Origin of the sequence: Kitasatospora sp. NPDC051984 (assembly GCF_044593455.1) — a bacterium.
Lineage (GTDB): Bacteria > Actinomycetota > Actinomycetes > Streptomycetales > Streptomycetaceae > Kitasatospora.
On record NZ_JBIUCB010000001.1, the window covers coordinates 29,761 to 51,607 of the forward strand.

Annotated in this window: 22 protein-coding genes and 1 pseudogene; 18 read left to right on the plus strand and 5 right to left on the minus strand. The window is 72.0% G+C overall.

The window, feature by feature from the left end; all coding sequences use genetic code 11:
- Positions 1–3: 3 nt before the first annotated feature.
- Positions 4–735 carry a response regulator transcription factor gene (locus ACIHEI_RS00150; RefSeq protein WP_387638744.1) on the minus strand — a complete coding sequence of 244 codons (732 nt, stop codon included), beginning with the start codon at positions 733–735 and terminating at the stop codon, positions 4–6.
- Positions 736–1,324: 589 nt separating this feature from the next.
- Between ACIHEI_RS00150 and ACIHEI_RS00155 the strand changes: the two genes are divergently transcribed.
- The 5 genes and pseudogenes from ACIHEI_RS00155 to ACIHEI_RS00175 all read left to right on the plus strand — a co-directional run.
- The gene (locus tag ACIHEI_RS00155) at positions 1,325–1,582 is read left to right on the plus strand and encodes a MoaD/ThiS family protein (protein WP_396605096.1); all 258 of its coding nucleotides are present in this window, start codon (positions 1,325–1,327) and stop codon (positions 1,580–1,582) included.
- 112 nt (positions 1,583–1,694) lie between these two features.
- Positions 1,695–2,366, plus strand: a complete 672-nt coding sequence (locus tag ACIHEI_RS00160) for a DUF2993 domain-containing protein (RefSeq protein WP_392946569.1) — start codon at positions 1,695–1,697, stop codon at positions 2,364–2,366.
- Positions 2,367–2,894: 528 nt separating this feature from the next.
- Entirely contained in the window at positions 2,895–3,728 is an 834-nt protein-coding gene (locus ACIHEI_RS00165) for a sulfurtransferase (RefSeq protein ID WP_387638736.1), read from the plus strand.
- Between the two features lie 39 nt (positions 3,729–3,767).
- Positions 3,768–4,058 carry a DUF1416 domain-containing protein gene (locus tag ACIHEI_RS00170; protein WP_035864892.1) on the plus strand — a complete coding sequence of 97 codons (291 nt, stop codon included), beginning with the start codon at positions 3,768–3,770 and terminating at the stop codon, positions 4,056–4,058.
- Positions 4,059–4,120: 62 nt separating this feature from the next.
- Positions 4,121–4,372 (plus strand): annotated as a pseudogene (locus ACIHEI_RS00175) (DUF3099 domain-containing protein); the annotation flags it as partial.
- A 122-nt stretch (positions 4,373–4,494) separates the two neighbouring features.
- On the opposite strand, the gene ACIHEI_RS00180 reads toward ACIHEI_RS00175, so the two are convergent.
- Entirely contained in the window at positions 4,495–4,857 is a 363-nt protein-coding gene (locus ACIHEI_RS00180; RefSeq protein WP_392946574.1) for a DsrE family protein, read from the minus strand.
- A gap of 254 nt (positions 4,858–5,111) precedes the next feature.
- Between ACIHEI_RS00180 and ACIHEI_RS00185 the strand changes: the two genes are divergently transcribed.
- From ACIHEI_RS00185 to ACIHEI_RS00195, 3 genes are all read left to right on the plus strand, one after another.
- The gene (locus tag ACIHEI_RS00185) at positions 5,112–5,696 is read left to right on the plus strand and encodes an FABP family protein (RefSeq protein WP_043915577.1); all 585 of its coding nucleotides are present in this window, start codon (positions 5,112–5,114) and stop codon (positions 5,694–5,696) included.
- A gap of 85 nt (positions 5,697–5,781) precedes the next feature.
- Positions 5,782–6,228 carry a Fur family transcriptional regulator gene (locus tag ACIHEI_RS00190; RefSeq protein ID WP_387638729.1) on the plus strand — a complete coding sequence of 149 codons (447 nt, stop codon included), beginning with the start codon at positions 5,782–5,784 and terminating at the stop codon, positions 6,226–6,228.
- A gap of 24 nt (positions 6,229–6,252) precedes the next feature.
- A complete protein-coding gene (locus ACIHEI_RS00195) occupies positions 6,253–7,209 on the plus strand; it encodes a YgfZ/GcvT domain-containing protein (protein WP_396605097.1) in 957 nt (318 codons plus the stop codon).
- A gap of 7 nt (positions 7,210–7,216) precedes the next feature.
- Here ACIHEI_RS00195 and dtd read toward each other — a convergent pair whose 3' ends face one another.
- Positions 7,217–7,648: a D-aminoacyl-tRNA deacylase gene (gene dtd / locus ACIHEI_RS00200; RefSeq protein WP_035872970.1), complete on the minus strand. Its 432-nt coding sequence runs from the start codon at positions 7,646–7,648 to the stop codon at positions 7,217–7,219.
- 346 nt (positions 7,649–7,994) lie between these two features.
- On the opposite strand from dtd, the gene ACIHEI_RS00205 reads away from it, so the two are divergent.
- The 3 genes from ACIHEI_RS00205 to ACIHEI_RS00215 all read left to right on the plus strand — a co-directional run bounded on the left by ACIHEI_RS00205 (position 7,995) and on the right by ACIHEI_RS00215 (position 9,837).
- On the plus strand, positions 7,995–8,513 hold the full coding sequence (locus ACIHEI_RS00205; protein ID WP_392946583.1) for an ABC transporter substrate-binding protein: 519 nt from the start codon (positions 7,995–7,997) through the stop codon (positions 8,511–8,513).
- A 57-nt stretch (positions 8,514–8,570) separates the two neighbouring features.
- A complete protein-coding gene (locus tag ACIHEI_RS00210) occupies positions 8,571–9,521 on the plus strand; it encodes an asparaginase (protein WP_396605098.1) in 951 nt (316 codons plus the stop codon).
- Positions 9,522–9,618: 97 nt separating this feature from the next.
- Positions 9,619–9,837 carry a dodecin gene (locus ACIHEI_RS00215; protein WP_396605099.1) on the plus strand — a complete coding sequence of 73 codons (219 nt, stop codon included), beginning with the start codon at positions 9,619–9,621 and terminating at the stop codon, positions 9,835–9,837.
- Positions 9,838–9,930: 93 nt separating this feature from the next.
- On the opposite strand, the gene ACIHEI_RS00220 is transcribed toward ACIHEI_RS00215, so the two are convergent.
- Entirely contained in the window at positions 9,931–10,422 is a 492-nt protein-coding gene (locus ACIHEI_RS00220; RefSeq protein ID WP_387638715.1) for an inorganic diphosphatase, read from the minus strand.
- Positions 10,423–10,517: 95 nt separating this feature from the next.
- Here ACIHEI_RS00220 and dacB point away from each other — a divergent pair, with 95 nt between their 5' ends.
- The 6 genes from dacB (at position 10,518) to folE (ending at position 18,285) form a co-directional block, all read left to right on the plus strand.
- Entirely contained in the window at positions 10,518–12,008 is a 1,491-nt protein-coding gene (gene dacB / locus ACIHEI_RS00225) for a D-alanyl-D-alanine carboxypeptidase/D-alanyl-D-alanine-endopeptidase (RefSeq protein ID WP_396605100.1), read from the plus strand.
- A gap of 130 nt (positions 12,009–12,138) precedes the next feature.
- Entirely contained in the window at positions 12,139–13,293 is a 1,155-nt protein-coding gene (locus ACIHEI_RS00230) for a zinc-dependent metalloprotease (RefSeq protein ID WP_387865848.1), read from the plus strand.
- A gap of 244 nt (positions 13,294–13,537) precedes the next feature.
- On the plus strand, positions 13,538–14,683 hold the full coding sequence (tilS, locus tag ACIHEI_RS00235; RefSeq protein WP_396605101.1) for a tRNA lysidine(34) synthetase TilS: 1,146 nt from the start codon (positions 13,538–13,540) through the stop codon (positions 14,681–14,683).
- 63 nt (positions 14,684–14,746) lie between these two features.
- Entirely contained in the window at positions 14,747–15,301 is a 555-nt protein-coding gene (gene hpt, locus ACIHEI_RS00240) for a hypoxanthine phosphoribosyltransferase (RefSeq protein ID WP_043915585.1), read from the plus strand.
- A 221-nt stretch (positions 15,302–15,522) separates the two neighbouring features.
- A complete protein-coding gene (ftsH, locus tag ACIHEI_RS00245; protein ID WP_396605102.1) occupies positions 15,523–17,565 on the plus strand; it encodes an ATP-dependent zinc metalloprotease FtsH in 2,043 nt (680 codons plus the stop codon).
- Positions 17,566–17,679: 114 nt separating this feature from the next.
- The gene (gene folE, locus ACIHEI_RS00250) at positions 17,680–18,285 is read left to right on the plus strand and encodes a GTP cyclohydrolase I FolE (protein WP_387638704.1); all 606 of its coding nucleotides are present in this window, start codon (positions 17,680–17,682) and stop codon (positions 18,283–18,285) included.
- Between the two features lie 27 nt (positions 18,286–18,312).
- Here folE and ACIHEI_RS00255 read toward each other — a convergent pair whose 3' ends face one another.
- Positions 18,313–19,497: an alpha/beta hydrolase gene (locus ACIHEI_RS00255; protein WP_392946600.1), complete on the minus strand. Its 1,185-nt coding sequence runs from the start codon at positions 19,495–19,497 to the stop codon at positions 18,313–18,315.
- 391 nt (positions 19,498–19,888) lie between these two features.
- Between ACIHEI_RS00255 and ACIHEI_RS00260 the strand changes: the two genes are divergently transcribed.
- Positions 19,889–21,730 carry a phosphatidylglycerol lysyltransferase domain-containing protein gene (locus tag ACIHEI_RS00260; RefSeq protein ID WP_392946602.1) on the plus strand — a complete coding sequence of 614 codons (1,842 nt, stop codon included), beginning with the start codon at positions 19,889–19,891 and terminating at the stop codon, positions 21,728–21,730.
- Positions 21,731–21,847 lie beyond the last annotated feature (117 nt).

Sequence of the window (21,847 nt, forward strand, 5' to 3'; positions counted from 1 at the left end):
CGGTCAGCGTCCGCGGCGTGCCGCGGCTCTGCTCGGCTCGGCCCGGTCGGTGCCCTTGTCGGCCCGCTCGGGGACCACGAAGCGGTAGCCGACGTTGCGCACGGTGCCGATCAACTGCTCGTTCTCGACGCCGAGTTTGGCCCGCAGCCGGCGCACGTGGACGTCCACGGTGCGGGTGCCGCCGAAGTAGTCGTAGCCCCACACCTCCTGGAGCAGCTGGGCCCGGGTGAACACCCGGCCGGGGTGCTGGGCCAGGTACTTGAGCAGCTCGAACTCCTTGAAGGTGAGGTCGAGGACGCGCCCCTTGAGCTTGGCGGAGTAAGTGGCCTCGTCGACGGACAGCTCGCCGTTGCGGATCTCCATCGGGGAATCGTCGACGGCGACCTGGAGGCGGCCGAGGGCGAGCCGCAGCCGGGCTTCGACCTCGGCCGGTCCGGCGGTGTCGAGCAGCACGTCGTCGATGCCCCATTCGGCGGTGACGGCGGCCAGGCCGCCCTCGGTGACCACCAGGATCAGCGGGCTGCCGATGCCGGTGGAGCGCAGCAGCTGGCACAGGCTGCGGATCTGCGGCAGGTCGCGGCGCCCGTCGACCAGGATCACGTCGGCGCTCGGGGTGTCGACCAGGGCGGACCCCTCGGCGGGGGCCACCCGGACGCTGTGCAGCAGCAGTCCGAGTGCGGGCAGCACCTCGGCGGAGGGTTGCAGGGCGTTGGTCAGCAGGAGCAGTGAACTCATACCCGGTTAGTCCCCTTTCCGGGTCGTCGCGGTCGCGGCCGCCGGGGGGAACGGCGGACGCGGTACAGGGCGGGGGAGCGCCGACAGTCCGGAGGGTGCGGCGGCGGACGGGGCGGTGGCCGGCCGGGGGTCCCGCAACCCCTGGCGTCCCACTGGTGCCTCGTCCATCGGCGTACCCTCCGCTCTGTCCGCCGGCGGCCGACACGTCGTCGTGCGGCCGGCGGTGGGGCCGGTCCGGCGGCCGGTGCGGGTGGGGCACCGGTCGCAAGAACGTCCTACTGGCGTCCTGAAAGCACAAAAGGACCCGGGGGCGACTCTGCCCGGATCCCTTACGGAATCGAGGATAGCCGACCGCTCGCGTGGCCGGGAGTGGCTCGAGCGGCGCGCGGGCCCGCGACCGGCTCCGGAACGGGTGAGGTACGACACCTTGTGCCCCCGTGATGACCTGGGAGGTTTGCCCGGTGGCGGGGGCCGGGGGCGATGATGGGGGCCGCACCGGGCCGGCCGCCGTACCGGGCGAGGACCACCGAGAGGGGTTGCCGTGACCGGGACCGCCGATGCCCGTCCCACGCCGGATTCACCTGTGCGGGTGAGCGGGACGGTCCGCTACTGGGCCGCCGCCAAGTCCGCCGCGGGCCGGGCCGAGGAGCCGTACCTGGCCGCCACGCTGGCGGAGGCGCTGGCCGAGGTGCGGGCCGCGCACGCCGGGCGGCCGGAGCTGCTGCGGGTGCTGACCATGTGCTCGTTCCTGGTGGACGGCGATCCGGTCGGCGCCCGGGAGCACGCCGCGGTGCCGCTGACCGAGGGCGGCACGGTGGAGGTGCTGCCGCCGTTCGCCGGGGGCTGAGCGCGCATTTGCCCGAGTACCGCGCCGGAACCCGGGCATCCGTGCGATCGTCCTGTCTTCGGGGCCGGTTCGTCGACGGAGCGGCCCGGCCGGAGCGTTTCAGGGGGAAGCGATGCGTGGCGCGGTGAAGTTGCTGATCGGCCTGGGGGTCGTGGGCGCCCTGCTGGTCGCCGCCGACCGGGTGGCCGTGGGGGTCGCGGAGGACCAGGCCGCCGATGCCGCGGTCTCCTCCGGCTGGCTGACCGGCAAGCCGGACGTCGAGATCGGCGACATCCCTTTCCTGACCAGCGCGGTGGCCGGTGAGCTCGACCAGGTCAGCCTCTCCTCGGACGGGATGACCGTCACCGACGGCAAGGAGAAGGTGACGGTGCACTCGTTCCGGGCCAGCCTGTCCCAGGTGAAGTTCACGGACTCCTACCGGGGCGTGACGGTCGGGCGCGGTGACGGCCAGGGCGTGGTGGATTACAAGGAGCTCGCCAAGTTCATGAACGGCAGCGGCCTGCTCGGCCTGGAGTACGCCGGCCCCGGCACGGTGAAGGCCGCGGTGCCCGGTGGCGGGATCGAGGGCAAGCTGCGCAGCGAGGGCAACGACCTGGTCGTCGACAACCTCCAACTGACCGGCGCTGCTTCGGTGTTGAAGGGCGTCGCGGGCGACCGGCTGAAGCCTCAGCGGTACCACCTGGCCGGCCTGCCCAAGGGCCTGTCGCTGGCCGAGGCCACCCCGGAGGCGGGCGGGGTGCGGCTGCGCTTCACGGTCGCCCCCGGCACGTCGCTGGGGCACTGAGGCTCCTCGGCGCCTGTCCGGTGGGCGAGACGCGCTGTCCAGCGCCGCCGGAAAAATCCTTCGCAGCACCGGTTCGCCCGGCCCCCGTGCGGGGGTCCGGGCCCCCGGCGTGCGTGCGTGCACGGCGGAAAGACGGTGAATCTCAGGATTCGAGTGATCCGGTCTCATTATTCGACACGATGATGACAGCGCCCCTCCGGAGTCCCTAGCATCGTCGTCATGAAGCGACAGGCAGACCTCACAAAGCGGCGGGCGGTAGACCACTGCCGCGTGTCGAGCTGCCTTTGTCGAATGCGCTGACCGGGCGGTCCTGACCCCAGTCACGGCAAGCCCGCCCCCGTTCCGACGCCGCGAACCGGTAGCAGTTGCGCACCGGTGCGTCGGGGACGACGAGCACACCTCACGATCAACTCCCCCGGCTCTGCCGCACCTCACGCCGTCCCAGCATGCGGACAGGTGTGCGGACAACGCGGCCCGGGAGAACCTCCAGCAGCCTTCCGCCAACCGCCCCCGGATGGAGAACAGCACATGAGCCGCAGCGACGTCCTGGTCGATGCCGACTGGGTCCAGGCCCACCTGGACGACCCGAAGGTCGTCATCGTCGAGGTGGACGAAGACACCGCCGCCTACGACAAGAACCACATCCGCAACGCGGTCCGGATCGACTGGAAGAAGGACCTCCAGGACCCGGTCCGCCGCGACTTCATCGACCAGGCCGGCTTCGAGGCGCTGCTGTCCGCCAAGGGCATCGCCAACGACGACACCGTGGTGCTCTACGGCGGCAACAACAACTGGTTCGCCTCCTACGCCTACTGGTACTTCAAGCTGTACGGCCACGGCGACGTCCGCCTGCTGGACGGCGGCCGCAAGAAGTGGGAGCTGGACTCCCGCGAGCTGGTCGTCGAGCAGCCCGAGCGGGCCGCCACCCAGTACACCGCGCAGCCGGCCGATTCCTCGATCCGCGCCTTCCGCGACGACGTGATCGACGCGATCGGCACCCTGAACCTGGTCGACGTCCGCTCGCCCGACGAGTTCTCCGGCAAGCTGCTCGCCCCGGCCCACCTCCCGCAGGAGCAGTCGCAGCGCCCCGGCCACGTGCCGAGCGCCAAGAACATTCCGTGGGCGAAGAACGCCAACGACGACGGCACCTTCAAGAGCGACGACGCGCTGAAGGCGCTCTACGAGGCCGAGGGCGTCGACCTGGCCACCGACACCATCGCCTACTGCCGGATCGGCGAGCGCTCCGCGCTCACCTGGTTCGTCCTGCACGAGCTGCTCGGCCAGCAGAACGTCAAGAACTACGACGGCTCGTGGACCGAGTACGGCAGCCTGGTCGGCGTGCCGATCGAGCTCGGCAACTGAGCCCCGGCTCGCGCGAAGCAAGGAAGAGGGAGAACAGACATGTGCGGTGCGAAGGCCGGCGGCCCGGACCTGGCAGGAGTTGACGTGGCGAACGAGACGATCATCCAGGGTTCGGTGACCCGCAACGAGGAGCCGGTCAACGGCTACGTGCGGCTGCTGGACGAGAACGGCGAGTTCACCGCCGAGGTGCCGACCTCGGCGACCGGGCAGTTCCGGTTCTTCGCCCGCCCGGGCAAGTGGACCCTGCGGGCCCTGGTGCCCGGCGCCACCGTGGACCGCCAGGTGGTCGCCACCCAGGGTGAGTTCACCGAGGTCGCGATCGCGGTCTGACGACCGTGGTGAGGGCCCCGGTCGTCTTCTGGCGGCCGGGGCCTTCGGCCTACCCTGGAAGCGTGCAGGCACACCGGCGGCATGTGCGCTACTTCGTGATGATGGCGGTCTGCCTTGGGCTGTTCGTCCTCGCCTGGGGCGTGGTGCGCTTCTTCTCGGTCGGCGCCGCCATCGGCATGTGCGTGGTCGCCATGCTGATACCGCCACTGGCCGCCGTCCTCGCCAACAAGCGCGACAAGGACGACGACTGGTGGAACGATCCGCGCTGGGAGGACCCGCGCTGGGAGCAGCGCGGCCACGACCGGGACCGGCCGGACCACGAGCCACCCACGGACCCGTGGGGCGGTGAGGGCGCGGACGACCCGCGCTGGGACGACCCGCACTGGGAGCAGCCCGGCCACGACCGCGACCGGCCGGACCGGGAGCCCCCGGACGCTCAGTAGACGAGCGCCTGGGCGTCGTCCGCCATCACCTCGGACAGGAACACCTGCGCGCCGGCGATCCGCACGCCCTCGATGACGTCCGCCTGGCCGATGTCCCGGCGCGCCGCGCACTGGGTGCACAGGGTGACGGTGCCGGCGGCGAGGATCGCCTCCAGCAGGTCGGGCAGCGGTGCGGCGTGCGGCAGTTCGAACTCGGCGGCCTTGCCGGGCAGCGCGAACCACGAGGACTCACCGGTGAGCCAGAGCGAGACCGGCACGCCGCTGGCGACCGCGACCGAGGCGACGGTGAAGGCCTGCGAGCAGCGCTCCGGCGCGTCCGCACCGGCGGTGACCTTGATGACCAGCTTCTTCGACATGCCCCAGAGACTACGGCCGCAGGGGCCGCCCGATAGACTCCCGGCCGTAGTGGAAAGCCCCGTTCCTCCGTCGAACCCGCCCCTGGGAGCACACCGTGTCCGGTCTTGAGATCTTCTTCGAAAGTGTCCTGGTTCTGGTGGCCGTGCTGATCACCTGGTTCGCCATCTTCTCGGTCATGAAGCTCTACCAGGGCCAGCGCTGAGCACTGCCGTACGGTTGAGCCGGTAACCGCCCGACGACAGCAGCCAGGATCATGATCGAGATTCCTTCCGACCTCCACCGGGACGTCGTCCCGCTCGCCTTCCTCCTCGGTACCTGGGAGGGCGCGGGTGTGCACGACTTCCCCGGCAGCGAGAAGTGCAACTTCGGCCAGGAGATCGTCTTCCGTCACGACGGACGACCCTTCCTGGAGTTCCGTTCCCGCACCTGGGTGCTGGACGAGCAGGGCGAGAAGGTCCGCCCGCTGGAGATGGAGCACGCGTTCTGGCGTGTCACCAGCAACCAGCACGGGACCAGCGGCGAGCGCGAGATCGAGGTCTCCTCGGTGCGCGACGACGGCACTGTGGAGATCTGGTACGGCAAGCTGCACGACGGCAAGCCGCAGATCGACCTGGCCACCGACGCGGTCGCCCGGATCGAGGGCGCGGCCCCGTACAGCGGCGGCAAGCGCCTGTTCGGCCTGGTCAAGGACGAGCTGCTGTGGGTCGGCGAGAAGGCCGCCCCCGAGGTGCCGCTCCGGCCGTACATGTCGGCGCAGCTGAAGAAGGTGCTCAACCCGGCGCAGCTGATCAAGGACGTCAACGACCTCCCGGACGACGGGATCGCGTTCTTCCGCTGAGCGGACCGGCGTGGACGAGTGGGGGACCGACCCGGCGGTCGGTCCCTACACTGGTCGGCACGACCTCTCAACGGGCAGGGACACCGTGGCGAACACCGACACCACCGACTGGAAGGCCGACCTGCGCGAGCGCGGCTACCGGTTGACCCCGCAGCGCCAGCTGGTGCTGGAGGCCGTCGACGTGCTCGACCACGCCACCCCGGACGAGATCCTGGCGCAGGTCCGCCGCACCGCCAGCGGCGTCAACATCTCCACCGTGTACCGGACGCTGGAGCTCCTGGAGGAGCTCGGCCTGGTCTCGCACGCCCACCTCGGGCACGGCGCGCCCACCTACCACCTGGCGGGCCGGCACACCCACCTCCACCTGGTCTGCCGGGACTGCGACCAGGTCACCGAGACCGACACCGCGATCGCCGCGCCGCTGATCGACAGCCTGCGCACCGAGCACGGCTTCGACACCGACCTGAAGCACTTCGCCATCTTCGGCCGGTGCGCGGACTGCACCGCGAAGCTGGAGGACGGCCGGTCGTAACGGCGAGGCTTTAGGCTGGCCGGTATGAAGAGCCCGCTGCTTGCGCTGCCCGGCGCCGTCGCCGCCGAAGGTCCCGACGAAGGGGTCGCCGCCCACTACGGCAACCTGTTCCGCGAGCAGCGCGAACTGGCCGCCGGGCGCGGCTTCACGGACCTGTCGCACCGCGGCGTGATCACCGTGACCGGCCCGGACCGGCTGAGCTGGCTGCACCTGCTGCTCACCCAGCACGTCAGCGAACTGCCGCCGCAGCAGGCCACCGAGGCGCTGGTGCTGTCCCCGCACGGGCACGTCGAGCACGCCCTCTACCTGGTCGACGACGGCGCCACCACCTGGATCCACGTCGAGCCCGGCACCGCGCCCGCGCTGGTGAAGTACCTGGAGTCGATGAAGTTCTGGAACCGGGCCGAGGTCACCGACGCCACCGCCGACTACGCCGTGGTGTTCCTGCCGGCCGGCTCCACCGCCCCCGCCGACCGGGCCGCCGCGGTGCGCGAACTCCCGTGGGGCCGCGACCTGTTCGTCCCGCGCGCCGAACTCGCCGAGGCCGTCGCCGGGTTCGGCCCGGCCGCAGGCGTGTGGGCGTACGAGGCGCTGCGGATCGAGGGGCACCGGCCGCGCCTGGGCTTCGAGACCGACCACCGGACCATCCCGCACGAGGTGGACTGGCTGGGCAGCGCGGTGCACCTGAACAAGGGCTGCTACCGCGGCCAGGAGACGGTCGCCCGGGTGCACAACCTGGGCCGCCCGCCGCGCCGGCTGGTCTTCCTGCACCTGGACGGCACCGAGGAGAAGCTGCCCGGGCACGGCGCCGAGGTCCGCGTCGAGGGCCAGGACCGTCCGGTCGGCTTCGTCACCTCCTCGGCCCGCCACCACGAGCTCGGCCCGGTCGCGCTGGCCCTGGTCAAGCGCAACACCCCGGTCGACGCGGTGCTGCTGGCCGACGGCGTGCCCGGCAGCCAGGACGTGATCGTCCCGGCCTGACCGGTTCTCAGACCTCCAGCAGGACGGTGAACGGCCCGTCGTTCACCAGCGACACCTTCATGTCGGCGCCGAACCGCCCGGTCTCCACCTTCGCGCCCAGGGCGCGGAGCTCGGCGACCACGGCGTCCACCAGCGGTTCGGCGACCGGGCCGGGGGCGGCGGCGTTCCAGGTGGGGCGGCGGCCCTTGCGGGCGTCCCCGTACAGGGTGAACTGGCTGATCACCAGCAGCGGGGCGCCGAGTTCCGAGCAGGACTGTTCGGGGCTGCCGGGGAACAGCCGCAGCGTCCACAGCTTGCGGGCCAGTTGGGCGGCCTGCGCCGGAGTGTCCTCGTGGGTGGCGCCGACCAGGACGCACAGGCCCGGCCCCTCGATCGCGCCGACCGTCTCGCCGTCCACCGTCACGGCCGCCTCGGCGACCCGCTGCACCACTGCTCGCATGCCGCCATTGTGCCCGCACGTCCGTACCGGGGGCGCGCACCCTCCGGTTGCACGCCGGGGTCGCACGTGATGCGCCCCGATCGGTGCAGGTGAACCCATGGCGCGAATTCTTCGTACTAGCCAGGGGTGTTCGCCAGGGGGCCATCCGGGTACACGGGCGTGCGGCGCCGGGGCCCGGGGTGGCACGCTGTCCGACGGCCCGGAGCCATCCGGGCCCCGAGGGGGCGTCCGTCGTCCCGGCGAACCGCGTCACCCGCACGAGTGGCATCGCCCGCCGGGGGGAACCCTGAGTGGCGGGCGGCCGTGCGATCGGCGGGCACAGGTACTACGGCAGGTGGTCGGATTGATGGACGTGAGCGCGCTCGACGGGCTGGCCGGCCTGGCCCTGGAGGAACTGCGGGTGCTGCGCCGGGACGCCCTGGAGCAGGAGGCCGACCTGTCGTACCTGCGCCGCCTGCTGCACGGCCGGATGGACATCCTGCGGGCCGAACTCCAGCGTCGGGAGATCCCGTTGGCCGGCGCCAGCGAGGCGCAGTGCGCGCTGCTCGACCGGCTGCCCGCGATCCTGGCGGACGCCCCGTCCGCGACCCGCCGCCCGGCCCGGCACCTGACCCTCGGCCCGCCCCGCGGCGAGCGCTACCGGCTGGAGGCGGACGCCCTGATGGGCGACGTCCAACTGGCCGACCTCGGCGCGCACGCCACCGCCGACCTGCTGTCCGCCGTCGAACGGCTGGCCGAGCACGAGCGCGAGGTGTCCGGCCGCCGCCAGGCGCTGCAGCGCACCGCGGACGACTGCGGGGCGGAGATCACCCGCAGGTACCGTGAGGGGGAGGCCCGGGTCGAGGACCTGCTCGGCGGAGGCTGAGCGGTCGGGACGCGGCCGGAGCCCACCCACCCTCACCGCACGTCCTGGAGACCACCCGTGTCGCAGTCCGCCCTGCCCGCCCTCGCCGAGGTCATACGCTCCGGTTTCACCGAGGGCCGCCACCGCGGTTCGCTGGTCCTGCTCGACGCCGACGGCACCGTCGCGTACACGCTGGGCACCCCCGATCAGCCGGTCTACCCGCGCTCCACCGCCAAGCCGTTCCAGGCGATGGCCACCCTGCGGGCCGGCCTGGAGCTGCACGGCGAGCAGCTCGCACTGGCCGCCTCCAGCCACTCCGCGGAGCCCTTCCACCGGGCCGCGGTCCGCCGGATGCTGGCCGACGCGGGCCTCACCGAGGCCGCCCTGCGCACCCCCGCCGAGCTGCCGCTGGACGAGGTCGAGGCGGAGGAACTGCTGCGCTCCGGCGGCGAACGGGCGCCGATCATGATGGACTGCTCCGGCAAGCACGCCGGCTGGCTGGCCGCCTGCGCCGCCAACGGCTGGGACCTGGCGTCCTACCTCGACCCCGAACACCCGATCCAGCGCCTGGCCCGTACCGCGCTGGAGGAGACCACCGGCGAGCCGGCCGCGCACACCGGCACCGACGGCTGCGGCGCCCCGCTGCTGGCCGTCTCGCTGATCGGCCTGGCCCGCGGCTACCGCGCCCTGGTGCTGGCCGAGCCCGGCACCGTGCAGCGCCGGGTGGCCGACGCGATGCGTGCCCACCCCGAGTACGTGGCCGGCACCCGCCGGGCCGACACCTGGCTGATGCGTGCGGTGCCCGGCACGCTGTCCAAGATGGGCGCCGAGGCCGTCCAGGTGGTCGCGCTGGCCGACGGCCGGGCCCTGGCGTTCAAGATCGAGGACGGCGCGGAGCGCGCCCGCGGCCCGGTGCTGGCGGCCGCGCTGCGCCGCCTCGGCGTCCAGGACCCGGTGCTGGAACGGATCGCCTCCGCCCCGCTGCACGGCGGCGGCGCGGTGGTCGGCGAGGTCCGCGCGGCGTTCTGACGCCCCGTCGGGCGAAGCCGGGATGCCCGCCCCGGCGCTCTGGTGCACGGTGGACGGCGGGGGAGTGCCCGCCACCGCCGCACAGGGAGTACCTGCCATGTCCGACCACACCTACCGGGTCACCGAGATCGTCGGCTCCTCGCACGAGGGGGTGGACGCCGCCATCCGCAACGGCATCGCCCGCGCCGGCCGCACCCTGCGCCACCTCGACTGGTTCGAGGTGGTGCAGGTCCGCGGCCACATCGAGGACGGGGCGGTGAAGCACTTCCAGGTCGGCCTGAAGGTCGGGTTCAGGCTCGACGACAACGACGGCTGACCGGCCGCCGGAAACCGGCGAGGGGCGGGAGTCCGGTGTCGGACTCCCGCCCCTCGCACGGGCACTGCGGGCCACCCCGAAGGGCGTGAAGGCTCAGTGGCCGCCCTGCTCCTGGAGGCGCTTGATCGAGGCCTCGACCTCGGCCTCGGCCTCGGCCCGGCCGACCCAGTCGGCGCCCTGGACGGACTTGCCGGGCTCCAGGTCCTTGTAGACCTCGAAGAAGTGCTGGATCTCCAGACGGTCGAACTCCGACACGTCGTTGATGTCCTGCAGGTGCGACCAGCGCGGGTCGGTCGCCGGGACGCACAGCAGCTTGTCGTCGCCGCCGGCCTCGTCGGTCATCTGGAACATGCCGATGGCGCGGCACTTGATCAGGCAGCCCGGGAAGGTCGGCTCCTCCAGGATGACCAGCGCGTCCAGCGGGTCGCCGTCGTCCGCGAGGGTGCCCTCGACGTAGCCGTAGTCGGCCGGGTAGCGGGTCGAGGTGAAGAGCATGCGGTCCAGACGGAGGCGACCGGTCTCATGGTCGACCTCGTACTTGTTGCGCGAGCCCTTCGGGATCTCGATCAGGACGTCGAACTCCAACGCTTCCTCCAAGGGTGGGGACTGACAGAATCCAAGTGTCTCCTACGGCAGGGAGTGCTCGGGAAAGGGGCCGGTCGGTGAGATCAGGGACAGGGGTGGGACGCGGGCGCAGGACGGCGCTCGTCGGGGTCCTGGGGGTGGCGCTGGCGGCGGGAGTGCTGACCGTCGCCGATCCGGCACTGGCCCAGCCCTCGCCGGGCGCCAGCCGCTCGGACGGGCACGGCAAACACGCCGACGACGGGCACGGGCAGGGCGGGGACGGGCAGGGCAACGGCCGCGGCAAGCAGGACCGGCGCGGGGACCGGCACCGGGCCGTCCCGGTCAAGGGCCCGGTGCTGCCGGCCGGGGACGCCGGCGACAGCCACCCGCCGACCGGCAGCGGGCTGCGCGGCGCGCTCGGCGCCACCGTCCAGGACAAGTCGCTGGGCACCCTGAACTTCGCGGTCGCCGACGCCGCCACCGGCGAGCTGCTGTTCGGCGCGCAGGAGAACGCCCCGGCCACGCCCGCCTCCACCACCAAGCTGGCCACCGCGGTCGCCGCCCTGGCGCTGCTGCCGGCCGGCCACCGGATCGCCACCACCGTGGTGCAGGGCGCCACCCCCGGTGAGATCACCCTGGTCGGCGGCGGCGACCCCACCCTGACGGCGCTGCCCACCGATCAGATCCGGATCGGCGGCGCCCCCGTGGACGCGGACAGCGCACCCGCCTCGATGGCCGACCTGGCCCGCCGCACCGCCACCGCGCTGAAGGCGGCCGGCACCACGAGCGTCAAGCTGTCCTACGACACCTCGCTGTACAGCGGCCCGCTGCTGCACAAGGACCACGACGCGATGAACATCGCCGCGGTCACCCCACTGATGGTCGACGAGGGCCGGATCGACCCGCGCTCCGTCGACGAGGCCCCGGCCCGGGTGTTCGACCCGGCCGGGCAGGCCGCCGAGACCTTCGCGAACCTGCTGAAGGCCGAAGGCGTCACCGTCCAGAACAAGGCAGGCCAGGCCACCGCCCCCGCCGGGGCCAAGGAACTGGCCCGGGTAGAGTCGCCGGAGATCGGACGGGTGGTGGAGCGGATGCTCACCACCTCCGACAACCAGCTCGCCGAGGCCGTCGCCCGGCAGGCCGCGCTCGCCGCCAAGCAGCCCGCCAGCTTCGAGGGCGGCGCGAGCGCCGTCACCGCCGAACTCGGCAAGCTCGGGGTGCCGATGACCGGCGTGGTGCTCACCGACGGCAGCGGCCTGGCCAAGGCCAACCTGATCCCGCCGATCACCCTGGTGAAGCTGCTCGCCGAGGCCGCCTCCCCGCAGCACCCGGAGCTGCGCCCGGTGATCACCGGCCTGCCGGTCGCGGGCTTCACCGGCACCCTGGCCGGCCGGTTCGGCGCCAAGTCCGGGGCCGGCGAGGCGGCCGGCATCGTGCGCGCCAAGACCGGCACCCTGCAGGGCGTCAACACGCTGGCCGGCACCGTGGTCGACGCCGACGGCCGGGTGCTGGCGTTCGCGCTGATGACCCGCACCGGCGCCGACCCGACCGCGGCCCGCGCCGCGGTCGACCGGATCGTCGCGAAGCTCGCCGCCTGCGGGTGCTGATCACCCGGTGACACCCCGTCGGCCCGCTGACCCGCCGTCAACGGGCCGGACAGGCCCCCGGACAGACCAGGGGCCTGTCCGGACGCCCAGTTGTCTCCCGGGGGCGGGGGCGAGCACGTACCGTGAGGGCATGACGAGCGCGAACAGCGGTGCGGAGATGGTCGACTGGGATCTCGCGGTGGCGACCGCGGTGCGCCTGGCCCGGCCCGGGCCCCGGATCGGCCGGGAGGAGGCCCGTGCGGTGGTCTCCGAACTGCGCCGGCATGCCGTCGAGGCCGAGCGGCACGTGCGCGAGTTCACCCGGATGGGAACGGGCGAGGACACCCCCGGCACCCCCGTGCTGGTGGTCGACCGGCCCGGCTGGGTGCGGGCCAATGTGGCGGGTTTCCGTACCGTGGTCCGCCCGCTGACGGACCGGCTGGCGGCCCGCCGCCCGGAGGGCCCGGGCACGGCGGCGGTCGGTTCGGTGGGCGCCAAGGCCACCGGCGTGGAGGTCGGCGCGGTGCTGGCGTTCCTGTCGGCGAAGGTGCTCGGCCAGTACGAGACCTTCGCCCCTGCCGAGCTGCCCACCGCCCCGGACAGCCCCGAGGGCCTGTTCGACCAGCCGCGCCGGGGCCTGGCGATGCCGCCCGGACGGCTGCTGCTGGTGGCGCCGAACATCGTCCAGGTGGAGCGCGAACTCGACGTCGACCCGCACGACTTCCGGCTCTGGGTGTGCCTGCACGAGGAGACCCACCGCACCCAGTTCACCGCGGTGCCCTGGCTGCGCGACCACATCCAGTCCGAGGTGCAGGAGTTCCTGGCGCAGACCGACGTCGACCCCTCGGCGCTGCTGGACCGGCTGCGCGAGGCGCTCGGAGGCCTGCCGGGCTTCGGCGGCCGCGGCAACGGCTCCACCGCGGGCAGCCTCGTCGACCTGGTGCAGACGCCCGCGCAGCGGGAGATCCTGGCCCGGCTGACCGCCGTGATGTCGCTGCTGGAGGGCCACGCCGACGTGGTGATGGACGGCGTCGGCCCGGCCGTGGTGCCCTCGGTGGCGGAGATCCGGGAGAAGTTCCAGCGCCGCCGCGACCGCGGCAGCGGCCGGCTCGACCTGGTGCTGCGCCGACTGCTCGGCATGGACGCCAAGCTGCGCCAGTACCAGGACGGCGCGGTGTTCGTCCGCGGCGTGGTGGAGCGGGCCGGGATGGACGGCTTCAACCGGGTGTGGACCTCGCCGAACACGCTGCCCACCAAGGACGAGATCCACGACCCGGCGTCCTGGGTGGCCCGGGTGGTCGGCTGAGGCGGATGCCCAGCAGCGCCCGGTCGGGCGGCAGGTGCGGCCCGCGGTGGACGGTCAACCGGGCGAGTCGTACACCTGGCGGCAGACGTAACGTTTCTCCATTCACCCGTACGTGGGACCGTGGATCCGCCGTTGGCGCGGAGGGCGTGGGCGGTGGCCGGATTCTGCGACCATCTGTGAGCGCCTGGTGACAGAGAGCTGACAGGCGGCCGACGTACCCCCCCTCCGCCAAGGAGTGCCAACCATGGGCCCACACCCCGCTGTCGCGGCGATACGCCTCGCCGTCCGCCGTACCCTCGCCGAGCTCGCCGCCGAGGCGGGCGTCACCCCCGGAGAGCCGGTGCGCGCCGTCCGCACCGCGCCGCCGGCGCAGGCCGCCCCGCTGCCCGCGCTGGCCACCACCGCCACGGTGCCCGGCACGTTGATCGGCAATGCCCGCCGCCACCCCTCCGGCCTGCCCCGCACCCCGGCCGCCCCCGGCTCCCCGCTGGTTCTGGTCGCGGTCTCCGGCGGCGCCGACTCGATGGCCCTGGCCACCGCCACCGCCTTCGAGGCCCCCAAGCTCGGCCTGCGGGTCGGCGCCGTCACCGTCGACCACGGCCTGCAGGACGGCTCCGCGGAACGCGCCGAACAGGTCGCCGTCCGGCTGCGCGAACTGGGCCTGGACCCGGTGGAGGCGATCGCGGTGCACGTCGGCCGCGAGGGCGGCCCGGAGAACGCCGCCCGGGAGGCCCGCTACGCCGCGCTGGACTCCGCCGCCGAACGCCACGGCGCGCTCGCCGTCCTGCTCGGCCACACCCGCGACGACCAGGCCGAGACGGTGCTGCTGGGCCTGGCCCGCGGCTCCGGCGCCCGTTCGCTGGCCGGGATGCCCGCACAGAAGGGCCGCTACCGCCGCCCGCTGCTGGAGCTCGACCGGGCCGCCACCCGGCAGGCCTGCTCCGCGCAGTCCATCCCGGTCTGGGACGACCCGCACAACGCCGATCCGGCCTACACCCGCTCCCGGGTCCGCCACGAGGTGCTGCCGGTCCTGGAGAAGCACCTCGGCGGCGGAGTGGTGGAGGCGCTTGCCCGCACCGCCCGGCTGTTCCGCGACGACGCGGACGCGCTGGACCAGTGGGCGGCCCTCGCCGAACGCGACCTGCGCGGCCCCGACGAGGCCCTCGACGTGGGCAAGCTCTCCGAACTGCCCCCCGCGGTGCGCCGTCGGGTGCTGCGTCGCGCGGCCCTGCGCGCGGGCTGCCCGGCCGGCGACCTGTTCGCCCGCCACCTGGAAACCGTGGACCTGCTGGTCACCGGCTGGCGCGGCCAGGGCCCCCTGCACCTACCCGGGGGCGTCGAAGCCGTGCGCCGGTGTGGCACGCTGGTGTTTCGGCGGCAGGGCGACTGAGCACGAACCAGTCGTACCGCCGCCGCCGAACCCAGACCCCGAACGTTTGAGGACGTATCCCCGGTGGACCAGAACGACATGGGCGCAGACCTCGCGAAGGTGCTCATCAGCAAGGACGAGATCGACGCCAAGCTGGTGGAGCTGGCCGCGCGGATCGACCAGGACTACGCCGGGAAGGACCTCCTGCTGGTCGGCGTCCTCAAGGGTGCCGTGATGGTGATGGCTGACCTGGCCCGGACCCTGCACAGCCAGGTGACCATGGACTGGATGGCGGTCTCCTCGTACGGCATGGGCACCAAGTCCTCGGGCGTGGTGCGCATCCTGAAGGACCTGGACACCGACATCGCCGGCCGCGACGTGCTGATCGTCGAGGACATCATCGACTCCGGCCTGACGCTGTCCTGGCTGCTCGGCAACCTCGGTTCCCGCGGCCCGGCCTCGCTGAAGGTGTGCACCCTGCTGCGCAAGCCGGACGCCGCCAAGGTGGAGATCGACGTCGAGTACGTCGGCTTCGACATCCCCAACGAGTTCGTGGTCGGCTACGGCCTGGACTACGCGGAGAAGCTGCGCAACCTGCCGTTCATCGGCACCCTGGCCCCGCACGTCTACGGGGGCTGAACCGTTCGGGCGATGGGTGGGAACAGTGCCTTGTTCCCGCCCGTTGTGCGGGGGTAGGAAAATAGGCTGCACCGTGGTGTGATCCCGTCGTGAGCGGGGGCCGCTGCGGTACGGTCCAATCAACCGCTCGTCTGACGAGCACATATCGGATGCGCCGCGGCCCACGGCCGACCAGCGCCCGTTGAATGGCAGGAGGGACGGGGCGGTGACGCCCCGCATGGATGGACGTCAAGCGATACTTCCGTGCGCCGATCATGTGGGTCGTGCTGGCCGCCCTCGCCGTGTTCGCGTTGATGGAGCTCGTCTCGGACTCGAGCGGCTACAAGACTGCGGACACCGGTCAGATCATCAGCGCGATCGACAACAACCAGGTGAAGTCGGCGCAGCTCACCACCGGTGACTCGAACCTCATCAAGATCCAGCTGCAGGACAACCAGAAGCTGAAGCCGGGCGCCAACGGCAAAGCGCCGTCCGGCAGCCGCTTCCAGGCCTCCTACACCGGCGACGTTCAGGCCGCCGATCTGGCCAGGAACCTGCAGACCAAGTACGCCGGCGGGCAGATCCCGGACGGTTACACCGTCAGCCCCGAGAAGCAGTCGACCTTCGTCAGCCTGCTGTTCTCGATGCTGCCGATCGTGATCATCGTCGTGGTCTTCCTGTTCCTGATGAACCAGATGCAGGGCGGCGGCTCCCGGGTCATGCAGTTCGGCAAGTCCAAGGCCAAGCTGCTCACCAAGGACACCCCGAAGACCACCTTCGCGGACGTCGCGGGCGCCGACGAGGCCGTCGAGGAACTCCACGAGATCAAGGAGTTCCTGCAGGAGCCGGCCAAGTTCCAGGCGGTCGGCGCGAAGATCCCCAAGGGTGTGCTGCTGTACGGCCCGCCCGGTACCGGCAAGACCCTGCTGGCCCGCGCCGTCGCGGGTGAGGCGGGCGTCCCGTTCTACTCGATCTCCGGCTCGGACTTCGTCGAGATGTTCGTCGGTGTCGGCGCCAGCCGGGTCCGCGACCTCTTCGAGCAGGCCAAGGCCAACGCCCCGGCGATCATCTTCGTCGACGAGATCGACGCTGTCGGCCGGCACCGCGGTGCGGGTCTCGGCGGCGGTCACGACGAGCGCGAGCAGACCCTCAACCAGCTGCTGGTCGAGATGGACGGCTTCGACGTCAAGGGTGGCGTCATCCTGATCGCCGCCACCAACCGCCCCGACATCCTGGACCCGGCGCTGCTGCGCCCCGGCCGCTTCGACCGGCAGATCGCCGTTGACCGCCCGGACCTCCAGGGCCGGCTGGACATCCTCAAGGTGCACCAGAAGGGCAAGCCGATCGCGCCCGACGTCGACCTGTCGGCCGTCGCCAAGCGCACCCCCGGCTTCACCGGTGCCGACCTGTCGAACGTGCTGAACGAGGCGGCGCTGCTCACCGCGCGCTCCGACAAGAAGCTGATCGACAACCTGATGCTGGACGAGGCGATCGACCGCGTCGTGGCCGGTCCGCAGAAGCGCTCGCGGATCATGTCCGACAAGGAGAAGAAGATCACCGCGTACCACGAGGGCGGTCACGCCCTGGTCGCGGCGGCCTGCAACTACTCCGACCCGGTGCACAAGATCACCATCCTGTCCCGGGGCCGCGCGCTCGGCTACACCATGGTGCTGCCGGACGAGGACAAGTACTCGACCACCCGCAACGAGATGCTCGACCAGCTCGCCTACATGCTGGGCGGCCGGGCGGCGGAGGAACTGGTCTTCCACGACCCGACCACCGGCGCCTCGAACGACATCGAGAAGGCCACCGCCACCGCGCGGGCCATGGTCACCCAGTACGGCATGAGCGAGCGCCTGGGTGCGATCAAGTTCGGCACCTCCGACTCCGAGCCCTTCCTGGGCCGCGAGATGGCCCACCAGCGCGACTACTCCGAGGAGATCGCCGGGCTGGTGGACGAAGAGGTCAAGAAGCTGATCGAGACCGCGCACAACGAGGCCTGGGAGATCCTGGTCGAGAACCGCGACGTGCTCGACAACCTGGTCCTCGAACTGCTGGAGAAGGAGACGCTGAACAAGGAGCAGATCGCCGAGGTCTTCGCTCCGGTCATCAAGCGTCCCCCGCGTCCGGCGTGGACCGGCTCGGCCCGCCGCACCCCGTCCACCCGGCCGCCGGTGCAGTCGCCGAAGGAGCTGGCGCTGAGCAACGGCGCCGTCTCCGGCAACGACAGCCCGGTCGACACCGTGAAGCTGCCGCCGGCCGACGGCGGCCAGGTCGAGAGCTGACCGACCGAGCACCTGTTCGGAATGGATGCCGCGTTTCCGGGGTTTGTACCCTGGAGGCGCGGCATTCGTGCTGCACGGACACTGTTTTCCCCTTTGACGAGCAGCGAGGCACGCATGATCGATCCGGTGACGCTCGACGGTGAGTTCCCCGTCCGCGAGTTCGACCAGAAGCGGGCCGAGAACGCCGTCCGCGAACTGCTCATCGCCGTCGGTGAGGACCCGGACCGGGAGGGCCTGCTGGAGACCCCCGCCCGGGTCGCGCGCGCCTACCGGGAGATATTCGCGGGCCTGTGGCAGCAGCCGGAGGACGTGCTCACCACCACCTTCGACCTCGGCCACGACGAGATGGTGCTGGTCAAGGACATCGAGGTGTACTCCACCTGCGAGCACCACCTGGTCCCGTTCCGCGGCGTCGCGCACGTCGGCTACATCCCCGCGGTCAGCGGCAAGATCACCGGCCTGTCCAAGCTGGCCCGGCTGGTCGACGTGTTCGCCCGCCGCCCCCAGGTGCAGGAGCGGCTCACCAGCCAGGTCGCGGACGCGCTGATGCGGATCCTGGAGCCGCGCGGCGCCATCGTGGTGATCGAGTGCGAGCACATGTGCATGTCGATGCGCGGCATCCGCAAGCCGGGCGCCACCACCGTCACCTCGGCGGTGCGCGGCCAGCTGCGCGACCCCGCGACCCGGGCCGAGGCGATGAGCCTCATCATCGGGCGATAGAGGCAGTACCTGGGAGGGATGCCCCCGTCAGGGCCGCGGTTCGCGGTCCTGCGGGGGTGCGAGGTGGTCGCTGAGCCACTCCAGGGTGGCCGGCAGTTCGCGGCGCCAGGTGTCGAAGGTGTGGCCGCCGTCCGGCAGCAGCAGCGAGTCGATCAGGAATTCCGGGTGGTCGGCGGCGGCCTGTTTCGCGGCGCTGAGGAACTTCTCGGTCGCCGGGTAGTCGTCCTCGGCGTGGGTGGAGACCACCAGCAGGGTCGAGGCCGGCGCGGGCAGGTTCTTCAGCCGCCAGTTCAGGTCGGCGTGCTTGGCGGCGTCCGCGTCGCCCCCGAACAGGTCACCGTCGGTCCACCGGTCGTTCGGGACGACGTAGTCCGGGTGCATCCCGGCGGCGTTCCGGTACACGTCGGGGTGACGCATCGCCAGCCGCAGCGCGCAGGAGCCGCCGGTGGAGTAGCCGAACACGCCCCAGGACTCCGCCGTACGGCCCACCCGGTACGCGGAGCGCAGCGCGGCCGGCACGTCCTTGACGAACCAGGTCTCGGTCTTCGGGCCGCCCGCCACGTCCACGCACTCGGTGTCCCGCGGCGGGGCGACGGTGGGGCGGGCCATCACGATCACGGTGGGGGCCATCTGTCCGGTGCGCTGCAGTTCGGCGGCGGTCTGTGGCAGCTGGAGGTTCTCGACCAGGTGCAGCGTCGGGCCGGGGTAGCCGGCCAGCGCGACCAGCACCGGGAAGTGCTCGCGGTTGTAGCGGGGGTTGAAGTACTCGGGCGGCAGATAGACGAACATCTGATCCGACAGGCCGGACTCGGTGCCGGTCAGCCGCACCGAGTCGACCCGGCCGACCTGCTCGGGCGGCCCGGCCGGCAGCACGTCCTTGACCGTCTCCAGACCGCCGTCGGTGGTCGGCTGCACCAGCTTGTCGGTCTCGGGGGCGGCGCCGGGGGAGCGCCCGGTGTTCAGGGCCAGTGGGGCGGCCTTGCCGGGGCGGAGCAGGTCGTTCCAGGAGGTGTAGAAGCCGTAGGCGTTGTTCACCGACAGGAGCAGCACCGAAAGCGCCGCCACTTGAGTGACTGTCAGTAGCCCTAGTCGCCCCAGCACCGGAAGCGGCCGTTGCCGGGACAGTCGCGGCCACAGCCAGAGGGTGGCGATCAGGGCCGCCACACCCACCACGGTCAGCACGTACACCAGTGTCCGGCTGGTCAGCTCCATGCCGTCCGGCCCTCCTCGACTCCCGCTCGGTCAACGTTGTTTGACGGTCCGTCGGGTGCGAGTGGGGGTAGTCTGACCGAGCGTCGGAAACCAGTACGACCGGATGACTGCACGAACGGGAACCGTCGCCCTAGAATGCGGCGTCCACGGGTTGGAATCGCGCCGAACCGCCGGGCCGGCGGCCACAGGTGCGGCATCGGTGGTACCCGCCGCGTCCCCCGGTCCAATGAGCGCAGCCGTTCGAACCGAGCCCCGGGCGGGCCCTTTCCTCCGCCCGGTGTACCCCTCTTGACGTGCGGATTGCCAGAAAAAGGAACAGTCATGAAGGTTCATCACAACCCGGCGCCCGGGGTGCGCGAGCAGCGCCCGGGTGCCTCTAGGCTGGGTTCCCATGAGCGCTCCCGTGTCTGCTGAGACGACATCCGACCAGCCCCGCCGGCGGGGGCTGCAGGCGCTCCGGTCCCAAGCCTCCGCCGTACCGAGGCAGTGGCTGCCGGGTGTCGTCGGGTACGCCTGTCTGGCGATCGGCCTGATCGACATCACCTCCGCGGTCTTCCCCCGGTTCCGGGCCACCCGGATGCACACCTGGGCCGGTCAGCTGCCCGGCGGCACCACCACGCTCGCCGCCGCCGGCACCCTGATGGTCGGCATGGTGCTGGTGCTGCTCGCGCACGCGCTGCGCCGCCGCAAGCGGCGCGCCTGGCGCGCCGTGTGCGTGCTGCTGCCGATCGGTGCCGCGCTCCACATGCTGCGCTGGCACCAGTTCGTCCAGGCCGCGATCTCGCTGGCGCTGTTCGTGGTGATGCTGATCCACCAGCGCGAGTTCTACGCCAAGGCCGACCCGCGCACCCGCTGGCGCGCGGCGCTCAACTTCGTCGTGCTCGGCACCGTCTCGGTGCTGATCGGCATGGCGATCGTCTCCGTCCGGTGGAAGTACGAGATCGGCGACCCGTCGCTGTACCAGCGGCTGGAGCACGTCGGCTACGGCCTGTTCGGCTTCGAAGGCCCGATCCACTACACCAGCGAGCGGATCAGCGACCTGGTCGGTTACTCGCTCGGCGCGCTCGGCCTGGTCACCGCGCTCACCACCGCGTACCTGGCGCTGCGCCCCGAGAAGCCCGAACCCGAGCTCACCCCCGAGGACGAACTCAAGGTCCGCGAACTGCTCGCCCGGCACGGCAAGCGCGACTCGCTCGGCTACTTCGCGCTGCGCCGCGACAAGAGCGTGCTGTTCTCGCCCACCGGCAAGGCCGCGATCTCCTACCGGGTGGTCTCCGGCGTGATGCTCGCCTCCGGCGACCCGGTCGGCGACGTCGAGGCCTGGCCCGGCGCGATCAAGGTCTTCATGACCACCGCCCGCGAACACGCCTGGGTGCCCGCCGTCATGGGCTGCTCCGAGGTCGGCGGTGAGGTCTGGACCCGCGAGGCCGACCTGGACGCGCTCGAACTCGGCGACGAGGCCATCGTCGACACCTCCACCTTCTCGCTCTCCGGCCGCGCCATGCGCAACGTCCGCCAGATGGTCAAGCGGATCGAACGCAACGGCTACTCCTGCAAGGTCCGCCGGGTCGGCGACCTCACCCTGGAGGAGAAGCGCCAGATCGCTGACGCGGCCGCCCGCTGGCGCGGCACCGACACCGAACGCGGCTTCTCCATGGCGCTCGGCCGCTTCGGCGACGCCGGCGACGACGACTGCGTGGTCGTCACGGCGCACAAGGCCCCCGAGGAGGGGGAGGGCGCTTCCGGCGGCGACGACCTGAAGGCCGTGCTGCACTTCGTCCCGTGGGGCGACGACGGCATCTCGCTGGAACTGATGCGCCGCGACCGGGAGGCCGACCCCGGCCTCAACGAACTGCTGATCGTCGCTGCCCTCCAGGAGGTCGGCGCGATGGGCATCCGTCGGGTCTCGCTGAACTTCGCGATGTTCCGCTCGGCGCTCGCCCGCGGCGAGCGGATCGGCGCCGGGCCGGTGCTGCGGGCCTGGCGCGGGCTGCTGGTGTTCCTGTCGCGGTGGTTCCAGATCGAGTCGCTGTACAAGTTCAACGCGAAGTTCCAGCCGGTCTGGGAGCCCCGGTTCCTGGTCTACCAGCAGACCCGCGACCTCCCGCGGATCGGCTTCGCCGCGATGCAGGCGGAAGCGTTCATCACGCTGGGCATGCCGCGGTTCGGGCGCAAGCGGCAGCGGCAGGGGCTCATGCCGGAGGTTCCGGCGCAGCTGGGCAAGGCCGCGTAGGGCGAAACCGGGGAGAGCACCATCAGGGGCGCGTGGGGGGGGGGGGGGGGCCCCCCCCGCCCCGGGGTGTGGTGTAGCCGGGTGGGTGTCCGCAGCCCGCCGAAAGGGGGGGAGGTG